Annotated in this window: 10 protein-coding genes; 9 read left to right on the top strand and 1 reads right to left on the bottom strand. The window is 39.5% G+C overall.

The features are described 5' to 3' along the window. Window positions 1-481: 481 nt before the first annotated feature. Both DIZ80_02685 and DIZ80_02680 read left to right on the top strand, forming a co-directional pair. On the top strand, window positions 482-2,380 hold the full coding sequence (locus DIZ80_02685) for a hypothetical protein (protein RDH84403.1): 1,899 nt from the start codon (window positions 482-484) through the stop codon (window positions 2,378-2,380). A gap of 27 nt (window positions 2,381-2,407) precedes the next feature. Next, complete coding sequence (locus DIZ80_02680; protein ID RDH85022.1) at window positions 2,408-3,667, top strand: dicarboxylate/amino acid:cation symporter; 1,260 nt, start codon at window positions 2,408-2,410, stop codon at window positions 3,665-3,667. Between the two features lie 54 nt (window positions 3,668-3,721). Here the strand turns inward: DIZ80_02680 and DIZ80_02675 are convergent, their stop codons facing one another. Continuing rightward, the gene (locus tag DIZ80_02675) at window positions 3,722-4,513 is read right to left on the bottom strand and encodes an enoyl-[acyl-carrier-protein] reductase FabI (GenBank protein ID RDH84402.1); all 792 of its coding nucleotides are present in this window, start codon (window positions 4,511-4,513) and stop codon (window positions 3,722-3,724) included. Between the two features lie 76 nt (window positions 4,514-4,589). Between DIZ80_02675 and DIZ80_02670 the strand changes: the two genes are divergently transcribed. The 7 genes from DIZ80_02670 to DIZ80_02640 all read left to right on the top strand — a co-directional run. Beyond that, complete coding sequence (locus DIZ80_02670; protein RDH85021.1) at window positions 4,590-6,389, top strand: ABC transporter substrate-binding protein; 1,800 nt, start codon at window positions 4,590-4,592, stop codon at window positions 6,387-6,389. A gap of 91 nt (window positions 6,390-6,480) precedes the next feature. Further along, window positions 6,481-7,545, top strand: a complete 1,065-nt coding sequence (locus DIZ80_02665; protein RDH84401.1) for a microcin ABC transporter permease — start codon at window positions 6,481-6,483, stop codon at window positions 7,543-7,545. Further along, window positions 7,545-8,576 carry a peptide ABC transporter permease gene (locus DIZ80_02660; GenBank protein RDH84400.1) on the top strand — a complete coding sequence of 344 codons (1,032 nt, stop codon included), beginning with the start codon at window positions 7,545-7,547 and terminating at the stop codon, window positions 8,574-8,576. The genes DIZ80_02665 and DIZ80_02660 overlap by 1 nt, the downstream gene beginning before the upstream one ends. Further along, entirely contained in the window at window positions 8,573-10,186 is a 1,614-nt protein-coding gene (locus DIZ80_02655; protein RDH84399.1) for a microcin ABC transporter ATP-binding protein, read from the top strand. Before DIZ80_02660 ends, DIZ80_02655 begins: the two co-directional genes overlap by 4 nt. A 129-nt stretch (window positions 10,187-10,315) precedes the next feature. After that, entirely contained in the window at window positions 10,316-10,672 is a 357-nt protein-coding gene (locus tag DIZ80_02650; GenBank protein ID RDH84398.1) for a hypothetical protein, read from the top strand. A gap of 116 nt (window positions 10,673-10,788) precedes the next feature. Continuing rightward, the gene (locus DIZ80_02645; GenBank protein ID RDH84397.1) at window positions 10,789-11,289 is read left to right on the top strand and encodes a Fe-S cluster assembly transcriptional regulator IscR; all 501 of its coding nucleotides are present in this window, start codon (window positions 10,789-10,791) and stop codon (window positions 11,287-11,289) included. Continuing rightward, window positions 11,286-11,469: IscS subfamily cysteine desulfurase (locus DIZ80_02640; GenBank protein RDH84396.1), on the top strand; the 184-nt coding region annotated here is incomplete at its 3' end. The genes DIZ80_02645 and DIZ80_02640, both read left to right, overlap by 4 nt.

Below are 11,469 nucleotides of genomic sequence, written 5' to 3'. Positions count from 1 at the left end.
TGTTTTTTCACCATGGCCTCGAAGAGGTGAGGGCAGGGAAAGCCCGAATAATCCCGTTTCCAGTATCATTTAAACAAAAGGCGTACCCCATAACCCCTGCTTCTCAGGGGGGGGTTATTTGTATTGTTGCCCGGAGGGCCTTGATGAGAAGCAGTTTCAAAAAAACGCCCGGAGCGTTTTTATAATTACCAGTACATAATCATCGGGGACGGACCTCGCCTTTTGAGCTCTGTCTCTTAACCCATACCATCAGGAGTTGGAGTCTTAAGAAGCAGGGCTTAACCTGAGTCTGTAAACTGATTTATAGTTAAATAACCATTTACCTTGCCTTTATCTGTAGGAGCGAGCTTCAGATCGCGTTTTGAGCACTAAAAAACTAACTCTATCCTTTTACAACTCCCCACTCTCTAGTATCATTCACGGTTAAATAATTTAAGAGCCAGTTTAGATAAACTGGCCGATACAAAGGGTTTTACAAAATATGTTGCAATCTATTCATGACAAAGCGAAAGGCATTCTGGGGATTATTATTGTTGCTTTTCTCGCACTGGTATTCGGTCTTTGGGGTATTGGTGATTATTTAACTGGAGCTACTGAAAAATTTGTAGCAAAAGTAGATGGCGTAGAAATTACCCAGTCTCAGTTTGATCAGGCTATGGCAAGGCAACGCCAGCGTATGGAGCAAATGTTTGAGGGTAAAATTCCTGACAGTCCTGTTTTGCAGCAGCAAATGAAAAAACAGGTGATTGATCAGTTAATTCTTCAGAAGGTCATGCTAAAAATGGTAGCTGATGAAGGTTATCGTGTTGCTGATGTTGTACTTGCTGAGAGAATAAAGAGCATGAAAGCTTTTCAGCAGGATGGTGCATTTGATAATAATTCATATCAGGCTGTTATTCAGTCGCAGGGTATGGGTGTAAAAGAATTTGAAAACCTGTTTAGAAGTGATCTTGCTGTGCAGCAGTTACAGGACGCAGTTACCCGATCTGCAATTATTGGTCAGGCTGAATTAAATATACTAAATCAGATTCAGAAGCAAAGTAGAGAAGTTAATTATTTACAGTTTGATGATATTAGCTTTCTGGCTGATATCAATATAAGTGATGATCAGATTAAAGAATATTTTGAAGTAAATGGCGCTCGTTACAAACACCCGGAAATGGTTAGCATCTCATATGTTGAGCTGACAGCTGATGATTTAGCAAAAGATCTTCCTGTTGATGATAAAGCAGTGCGTCAACTGTACGACGATTATGTATCGAGCTTATCCAGTAAAGAGCAGCGTAAAGCTCGACATATTTTGGTTGCTCTAGCAGAAGATGCTGATGCGGAAACCAAAAAGCAGAAGAAAGCCATTATTGATGATTTATTAAACCGCGTTAATAAAGGTGAATCATTTGAGGCTTTAGCAAAAGAAAATTCTGAAGATCCTGGTTCTGCACCAAATGGTGGTGAGCTTGGCTGGGTCAGTAAAGGTATGATGGTTGCAGAATTTGAAACCGCTTTATTTAAACTGAAAAAAGGCCAGGTGTCGGAAGTTGTTAAATCAAACTTTGGTTATCACATTATTCGTTTTGATGATGTTAAGTCAGAAAACATAATTTCATTTGATGCAAAAAAAGCAGAGCTGGTTAAGCAGTATAAATCACAGCTAATTGAAGATGGTTTTTATGAAAAGTCTGAGCTGATGGCAACAACTGCTTATGAAAATGATCAGAGTTTGCAGGAAGTAGCAGATGCATTAGGTCTGGAAATCAAAACCACAGAGGCTTTTTCTCGTACACAGGGTAAAGGTGTAGCGACTAACGTTAAAGTCCGTAATGCGGCTTTTAATTCTGATGTGATTTCTGAAGGAAGAAACTCGGATATTATTGAAGTTGAAAAAAATCATGTACTTGTATTAAGAGTAGATACACACACGGAAGCCAGCCCAAAATCGCTTGATGAAGTTAAGCACATAATAGAGAGTGCAATACGAGTCGAAAAAGCCAGAGAAACAACAATGGCTTTCGCTAAAGAGGCAATGACCAAACTTGAGCAGGGTGAATCAATCGAAAGTCAATCAGTTCAAAACTCCGCAAAACTAATTAAATTAGGTTCTGTAAAACGTGATAATACAAGCTCAAGTCAGCAAGTTTTATCTAAAGCGTTTACGATGACTAAACCTGTTGAAGGTAAATCTGTTTATAAAATTGTTGAGTTATCTGGTGGAACCGGGGTTATTCAGCTCAAGTCAGTTACGCCACCTGAACAGGCAACAACAGCTGAATTACAGGTATTAGCTGAAGAATTTAGAAACGAACAGGCCAACAGTGATATAAGTGTTGTTCTTGGTCATTTAAAGTCACAATCAGAAATTGTTCGTTCAGAAGAGCTTTAAGCATCGATGTTTAAAGCTTTTACTTCTTTGCAGTTACATTGGCAAATATTGATTGCACTTGTGCTGGCGATATTTGCCGGCTTGTTAAGTGGAGCTGATGCTGCAATATTTGGTATTCGTTTTTATAGCGTTTATGAGTTTTTTGGCACACTGTTTTTAAATGCATTAAAAATGCTGATTGTGCCTTTGATTATTTCATCAATTATTGTTGGCATTATGGGGATAGGCTCTGGAGAAGATCTGGGGCGTCTGGGCAGTAAAACTTTATCCTACTATGCGATTACCAGTTTTCTAGCCATTATGACGGGATTGATACTGGTTAATTTAACTGTACCAGGCATCAGCGACGGTCAACCACTTAAAGATGTCATTGGTTTAGCGGATGTTCCTCAGGCAGTAACCGATAAAGTTGAAGGTAAAGGTGCCGGTGATGTGGTTGCAGTCTTTTTGCGCATGGTGCCTCCTAATATTGTTACTGCTGCCGCTCAGGGGCAGATGCTGGGTTTGATTTTCTTTAGTTTATTATTTGGCTTTTTTGCCACAAAACTAACAGGCGCGAAAGCCGAGCAAATGCAGAATTTCTGGATTGCCGTTTTAGATGTAATGATGAGTATGACGAACTGGGTAATGAAGTTTGCACCCATTGGCGTGTTTGCACTGGTCGCGAAGGTTGTTGCGGTCTCCGGTGTCGGGGTATTTTCATCATTGGCTATATTTTTCTTTACGGTGGTTGCTGCTCTTGCTGTTCATTTTCTTGGTACCATGTATCTCATTCTTCGTTATGTCGCGAAAGTTAACCCAATTTTACATTACAAAGCGATGTCTGCTGCTTTGTTGACGGCTTTCTCAACTAGTTCGTCTTCCGCAACATTGCCCTTAACAATGGAATGTGTTGAGGAGAAAGCTGGCGTTTCAAATCGGGTAACCAGTTTTACCTTACCATTGGGTGCTACAGTTAATATGGATGGCACAGCACTGTATGAATGTGTGGGTGCTATGTTTATTGCGCAGGCATACGGTTTAGATCTTACACTGACAACTCAGTTTACGATTGTTCTGGTTGCACTGGTTACATCAATAGGTGTTGCAGGCATTCCTTCTGCCAGTCTGGTTGCGATTAGTATTATATTGGGTGCTATTGGTTTGCCATTAGAAGGTATTGGTTTAATTCTGGCAGTCGATCGAGTGCTGGATATGTGCCGAACTGCAGTAAATGTATTTAGTGATTCTGTTGCCGCAGTTGTGATAGGTAAACTAGAAGGTGAAAAAAATATACTGCAAGGCTGATTAAACTATTAATTAGAATTACCTGCCCGGAAATACCGGGCAGGTAATTCTAATTTAATCGTTTTCGCTAACCACTCCGACAATGTGGAATCCACTGTCTACATAAATAACTTCACCTGTAATTCCTCGAGCCAGTGATGAACTCAAAAATGCACCGGTATTACCTACATCATCAATGCTTACATTACGGCGCAGAGGAGCAGCGCTCTCAACCTGATCGAAGAGTTTACTAAACCCACCCATATCAGATGCGGTGATGGTTTTAATCGGACCAGCTGAAATAGCATTAACTCGTATACCTTCAGGTCCAAGATTTTGTGCCAGATAGCGAACATTTGCTTCCAGGCTCGCTTTGGCGAGACCCATTACGTTATAACCGGAGAAAGTACGTTCAGCACCCAGGTAACTCATGGTTAATATAGAGGCATCTTCGCGATTTTGCATCATATGACGTCCAGCTTTGGCAATGGCTGCCAGGCTATATGAACTGATGTCATGGGCAGTATTAAAACCTTCTCGTGACAGGTTGTCCAGATAATCGCCTTCAAGTAATTCTTTCGGTGCATAAGCGATGGAGTGAACGAGAATATCAAATGAATCCCAGTAATCATCCAGATGTTCAAAAACTGCTTCAATCTCATCATCATCTTCTACATTACATGGAATGATAATGTCAGAGTCCAGTTGACCAGCCAGCTTCTCAACTCTTTCATGTAAGCGTTCGTTCTGATATGTAAAGGCCAGTTCACATCCTTCACGATGCATCGCCTGCGCAATTCCCCAGGCGATTGATCGAGTACTGGCTACACCAAATATTAATGCACGTTTACCTGTTAAAAATCCCATTAAAGGACTCCTGTTTATTATAGTTATCAATTGGTATGCTATGCGTTACAAAACACATAATAATTATGACGATCATATGACGATAAAAACCGGATTGCACCCTTTTAAGTGTATTTTTTTTAGTTTAATTACAATCTTTAGTCCAATAACCTCTGCAGACCCTTCTGCAGCTATGGGGTATTCGCCTAAATACCCTGCTAATTTCAAACATTTTGATTATATTGACCCGAATGCAAAAAAAGGTGGTCGGTTAGTGCTGGCAGGTACAGGTGCATTTGATAGCTTTAATCCGTTTATCTTAAAAGGTGTGGCAGCTGAAGGTACAGGCCTGTTATTTGATACTTTAATGGTTGCCAGTAAAGATGAGCCATTTAGTAAGTATCCATTAATTGCTAACGATATACAGCTGGCAAAAGACAAACTCTCCGTAACTTTTAAAATAGATAAACGAGCACGTTTTAATAATGGCGATAAAATAACGGCTGAAGATGTAAAGTTTTCTTTTGATACAGTTATGTCAGATAAAGCGCATCCACAATTTAAATTTATGTATGGGGATGTTAAAGATTCGGTTGTGGTTGATAAGTATACTGTTCGCTTTAATTTTAAAAGGTTAAATTCGGAATTACACCTGATATTGGGTGATATTTCTATTTTTTCAAAAAAATGGATAGATGGAACTTCATTCGATAAGTTAACCGAAGTTAAACCTGTCGCCAGTGGCCCTTACACCATTAAAGAATATGATCTGGGGAAACGTATTACTTATCAGCGCAATAAAAATTATTGGGCAAATGATTTAGCCTCTCGAAAAGGGCAATATAATTTTGAGGAAATTCAGTATAAATATTATCAGGATCTGGTTATTTCATTAGAGGCTTTCAAAGCCGGAGATTTTGAGTTTCGACACGAGTATTATTCTAAACTCTGGGCACGAGAGCATAATGGGCCAAATTATGACTCGGGTAATATTTTAAAAGAAAATTTATCTCACAGTAATAATGCGGGAATGCAGGGTTTTGTTTTTAATACTCGTAAAGCGCTTTTTAAAGACCCGGCGGTTAGGCGAGCCATAACATTGGCATTTGATTTTGAATGGTCAAATGACCATCTCTTTTATAATCAGTATGTAGTTAATGACAGTTATTTCAGTAATTCAGAGTTACAGGCTACGGGTTTGCCCGCAGGAAAAGAGCTCGCGTTATTGAACCAGTATAGAGATCAGTTACCTGATGTTGTATTTACACAGCCGTGGCAGGCTGTTAGTACAGAATCACCTAATTCTCTACGACAGAATCTACGCAAGGCAAGAGATCTTTTGCATAAAGCAGGGTGGCGAGTAAAAGATAATGTACTGGTGAATAAAAAAGGTCAGCCGTTAATATTTGATGTGTTATTAGCACAAAAAGGTATGGATAGAATACTGGCACCTTTTGCACGTAACTTGTCGAAGCTAGGTATTAAGATGAATTATCGAACAGTTGATCGGTCGTTATATATACGTCGACTTAGATCATTTGATTACTATATGGTTGTCGGTAGCTTTCCCGAATCCATGTCACCGGGTAATGAATTACGTAATATGTTTCATTCAATCGCTGTGGAGAAAAAAGGTTCAAGAAACTTTATGGGTGTGAATGATCCCGTTGTGGATGCACTGGTTGAAAAAATTATATCATCTGATAATCGTGAAGATCTGGTGATTGCATGTCGGGCATTAGATCGTGTTTTGTTAAATGGGAATTATCTGGTACCAAACTGGTATATTGATTCACATCGTATAGCTTATTGGGATAAGTTTAATCGTCCTGAGAAAACACCACTTTATTATAATCCTGAGCAGTGGATGATTTCGAGTTGGTGGTTGAAAGATTGAAAATACATCTATGAATGAAGTTTGATTTAATTTAAAGCGTCAATCCGATACAGGCTTTCGGTAATGATGAAGTTTAATTATTAATTTAAGAATATTAAAGTTTATGGCAAGTTATATATTAAAGCGTTTATTACTTATGGTTCCCACATTGATCGGTGTCATGCTGGTGACTTTTGTGGTTACACAGTTTGTGCCCGGAGGTCCGGTTGAACAGTTAATTAGTCAACTGGAAGGTGGTGTTGACGGCGGAGAAGTGAGTAGTAGTACTTCTGGTTTGTATCAGGGAAATAAAGGCCTTGATCAGGAGCAGATAGATAAACTCAATGCGTTGTACGGATTCGATAAACCAGCCTATCAGCGGTTTTACGATATGATGTTACGTTATGTTCAGTTTGATCTGGGTGATAGTTATTTTCATAATAAATCAGTAATGGATTTAATGATTTCAAAATTACCCGTATCAATTAGCTTAGGTGTCTGGTCATTTGTACTGGTTTATTTAACCTGTATTCCATTGGGTATAAAAAAAGCCGTGCGCGATGGAACAAAATTTGATGTGATAACCAGTACAATTATATTAATCGGTTATGCAATCCCAGGTTTTGTTCTGGGCGTCGCTATGCTGGTTTTACTGGGCGGCGGTAGTTTCTTCGATGTGTTTCCACTAAAGGGCTTAACTTCTGATAACTGGGATGAATTACCCTGGTATCAACAAATCACGGATTATTTGTGGCATATGGTTTTACCCATCATTGCATCAACAGTGGGTAGTTTTGCTGTTCTTACAATGCTGACAAAAAATAGCTTTCTGGAAGAAATAAGAAAACAGTATGTATTAACGGCAAGGGCTAAAGGTCTGGATGAGTCTACCGTACTATATCGTCATGTGTTTCGAAACGCGATGATTCCCATCATTACCGGTTTCCCCGGCGCTTTTATTGCAGCTTTTTTTACCGGAAGTCTATTAATAGAAACTATTTTTTCGCTTGATGGTCTGGGCTTGTTATCGTATGAATCGATTTTAAAACGTGATTATCCGGTCGTTCTGGGAAGCCTGTTTTTTTATACCATTCTGGGTTTATTTGCCAAATTACTGGCTGACATAAGTTATGTACTTATAGACCCTAGAATTCAATTTGATTCGGTGGATAGATAATGAGCGATATTAAACATCTTTCTCCCGGGCAAAGATCCTGGTTGCGCTTTAAAGCTAATCGCCGTGGTTATTATAGTTTATGGATATTTTCGTTTGTTTTTGTGCTCAGTTTATTTGCTGAGGTAATCAGTAATGATAAACCCTTGCTTGTTCATTATCAGAATGAGTATTACTTCCCTGTTTTTATATCGTATAAAGAAACTGAGTTTGGTGGTGATTTTGAGACAGAGGCGGATTATCAGGATAAGTATGTTCGTAACATCTTAACCCGTAATGGAAACTGGATGTTAGAACCCCTGAATTCATTTAATCATACGACGATTAGTTATGATTCAGATTTACCCAATCCCGCTCCTCCATCCGATTATAATTTACTGGGAACAGATGACAGGGGGCGTGATGTTTTAGCGCGTCTGATTTATGGTTTCAGGCTTTCTATTTTGTTTGCGATTACCCTGACAATAATTGGAACGGTTATAGGTATACTTGCCGGTATGGTACAAGGTTATTTTGGTGGGCGAATTGATTTATTTTTTCAGCGATTCATAGAAGTCTGGGGATCAATGCCTGAACTGTATCTGCTGATTATTTTTGCTTCAATATTTCAGCCCAGTGTCTGGTTATTAATTATTTTATTATCGATGTTCGGCTGGATGGGACTTTCTGATTATGTGCGTGCAGAATTTTTAAAAGGTCGAAATCTGGATTATGTGAAGTCGGCGAGAGCATTAGGTTTAACGGATAAGGGAATAATGCTTCGGCATTTATTACCTAACAGTCTCACGCCGGTAATTACGTTTATGCCTTTCAGGGTTTCCGGGGCTATTCTTGCGCTAACCAGCCTTGATTATCTGGGGTTAGGTGTGCCACCAGATACACCCAGTCTTGGTGAGTTGTTGTCACAGGGCAAAGAAAATATTTCTGCATGGTGGCTATCGTTATCGACCTTTGGTGTATTGGTTGGTGCTTTAATGATGCTTATTTTTATTGGTGAAGCAGTACGTGAAGCACTGGATACGAGAAGAGCATGAGCAGAATAGATAAAAAATCAGAAACTTTGATTAGTCTGGGAAATTTGAGTGTTGACTTTAAGGCTGCAAATGAAATTGTGCATGCAGTTAAAAATGTCAGTTTTGATATCCCCGTGGGTGAAAATGTAGCTCTGGTTGGTGAATCTGGTTCAGGTAAGTCAGTGACTGCGTTATCGATATTAAATCTGCATGATGCTTCACATGTGAACTATCCTTCTGGAAAAATCATGTATCAGCAGAAAAATCTGTTGTTACAAACTGATAGGCAGTTACGTAATATCCGGGGTAGTGATATTGCAATGATTTTTCAGGAACCAATGACTTCATTAAACCCGGTATATCCTGTTTCAAAGCAGATGATAGAGCCTTTGATGCAGCACCAGAATTTAAATCGGATAGATGCACTAAAGCGTAGTATAGAGTTGTTTGAGCGAGTGGGTATTCCTGAACCTTCACGTCATATTAATAGCTTTCCTCATATGATGTCTGGAGGTCAGCGACAACGTGTGATGATAGCAATGGCGCTGGCCTGTAACCCGAAGTTACTGATTGCCGATGAGCCGACAACTGCTTTAGATGTGACGATTCAGAAACAGATACTTGAGTTGATTAAAGATTTACAAACCGATTTTGATATGTCGGTATTAATGATTACCCATGATCTTAATCTGGTTAAACATTACTCAGACTACGTTTGTGTAATGAATAAGGGAGAAATCGTTGAACAGAATTCAGTAAAGGTTTTATTTGATAAACCACAACATGAATATACGAAACATTTACTGGCCTCACAACCCGAACGACAAATTGATGAAGCTGTAGCAAGCCCTGATGTTATCTTAAAGGGTAAAGACATACGGGTTTACTTTCCCGTTACAAAAGGATTTTTTAAACGTAAAGTAGATGAAGTGAAAGCGGTTGATCAGGTTGATATGTTTCTCGCTAAAGGTGAGACACTGGGTATCGTTGGTGAGTCCGGTTCAGGTAAAACAACGTTAGGCATGGCGTTATTGAAATTACAAAATTCTACAGGTGAAATTCATTTTAATAATCAACGTTTAGATGACCTTAAAGAAGCTGCGATAAGGCCATTAAGGAAATCATTTCAGGTGGTGTTTCAGGATCCTTTTTCATCACTTTCACCTCGTATGACAGTTGAGCAGATAATCGGTGAAGGTTTGCATATTCATTTTCCGCATTTGAGTGAAGAGCAGCGTATGGAAAAAATTTCCAGAGTGTTAAATGAAGTAGGGCTGGATGATTCGATTTTATGGCGATATCCACATGAATTTTCGGGAGGACAACGGCAACGTATTGCAATCGCACGTGTCGTTATTCTGGAACCTGAATTAATTTTACTGGATGAGCCAACCAGTGCACTGGATGTTTCTGTACAAAAGCAGGTTCTGGAGTTACTGGCCGGATTACAACAAAAACATAAAATCAGCTATATGTTTATTAGTCACGATTTAAATGTGATTCGCTCAATTTCACACCGTGTTCTGGTAATGAAACAGGGTAAAGTCGTTGAGCAGGGTGAAACAGAGCAGTTGTTTAATGAACCCCAGCAGGACTATACAAAAGAGCTGCTTAATGCGGCAATGGTTTAGATATTGTCGTAAGTCAAAGCGAAGTGCAGTAGGTGCAATATCTTTTGATTTAAGACTCACAGCTTAAAACTTACAACTATCTTTTATACTATACTCAAAACAATAAAGGGCTAACCGGGTGAAAATCTAATGGCTGATACTGAACGTCGTCAATATCAACGAATACCATTTATAGCAGATGTTCTTCTGCGGCATAATGATCAACAATGGAGCTGTGGTCTTGAAGATATCTCCTTAAAAGGGATGTTAATAGTAGCACCTCAGGGTATTAAGCCCGTTGAGGCTGATACATATGAAATTGAGCTTGTATTAGGTGAAGGCGCCACCATTTCTATTCAGGCAAATATAAGTCATACCACCGAGTCTCACTGGGGTATGCAGTGGGTGAATATAGACCTGGATGGACTGACTCATCTGCGTCGACTGCTTGAATTGAATATGGATGACCCGGCTGAAATGCATAGAGAAATGGCTGAGCTGGGTTAGATTTGCAATAAAATTTAAAGGCTGCATGCCTAAAAGTATGCTTTAAATAATTCTTGACTAAAATAGTAGGTTAATGCAATATCCTACTAAATTACTCAGGAATTATCGGGTGTACTATGAAACTTTCTACTAAAGGCCGTTACGGCGTTACTGCAATGATGGATCTGGCGATACATGACAACGCTGGACCAGTTACTCTGGCTGATATTTCACAATGTCAGGGTATTTCACTGTCATATCTGGAACAGCTTTTTTCAAAGCTACGTAAAGCTAAATTAGTTGAAGGTGTACGTGGCCCGGGTGGCGGATACCGCTTATCCCGACCTGCAGATGAGATTAATATTGCTGAAATTATCAACGCTGTTGATGAAAAAGTTGATGTTACCAAGTGTAATAAAGAGGGAAACTGCCAGGATGGTATGCGCTGTTTAACTCATGACTTATGGATGGAGCTCAGCGAGCGTTTGCATAGCTTTCTGTCAGGAATAACACTTGCGCAATTCGTTAATCGCCCGGGTATTCATGAATTAGCCATTCAGCGTGATAAAATTAACGGTCGTTTTATACTTGCTCGTCGTCAGGCTGAAGTATTACAGCAGCAGAGAAAAGCATCGTGAGTTCTCAGAAGTCAGCATTAAATTTACCCATCTATTTTGATTATTCAGCAACCACGCCGGTAGATCAGCGTGTAGCCGATGTAATGATGAAGTATCTGACAGTCGAGTCAGACTTTGGTAATGCGGCTAGCCGTAGCCACAGCTTTGGCTGGGCAGCAGATGAAGCGATAGATACGGCTC

Origin of the sequence: endosymbiont of Galathealinum brachiosum, from assembly GCA_003349885.1 — a bacterium.
GTDB lineage: Bacteria > Pseudomonadota > Gammaproteobacteria > SZUA-229 > SZUA-229 > SZUA-229.
Note: the sequence above shows the minus strand (reverse complement) of the source record. Positions and strands in the feature narration are given on the sequence as shown.

Coding starts and splice junctions, on each gene's coding strand:
- DIZ80_02685 (RDH84403.1), top strand. CDS start 482: ATGTTGCAATCTATTCATGACAAAGCGAAAGGCATTCTGGGGATTATT.
- DIZ80_02675 (RDH84402.1), bottom strand. CDS start 4,513: ATGGGATTTTTAACAGGTAAACGTGCATTAATATTTGGTGTAGCCAGT.
- DIZ80_02670 (RDH85021.1), top strand. CDS start 4,590: ATGACGATAAAAACCGGATTGCACCCTTTTAAGTGTATTTTTTTTAGT.
- DIZ80_02660 (RDH84400.1), top strand. CDS start 7,545: ATGAGCGATATTAAACATCTTTCTCCCGGGCAAAGATCCTGGTTGCGC.
- DIZ80_02655 (RDH84399.1), top strand. CDS start 8,573: ATGAGCAGAATAGATAAAAAATCAGAAACTTTGATTAGTCTGGGAAAT.
- DIZ80_02650 (RDH84398.1), top strand. CDS start 10,316: ATGGCTGATACTGAACGTCGTCAATATCAACGAATACCATTTATAGCA.
- DIZ80_02645 (RDH84397.1), top strand. CDS start 10,789: ATGAAACTTTCTACTAAAGGCCGTTACGGCGTTACTGCAATGATGGAT.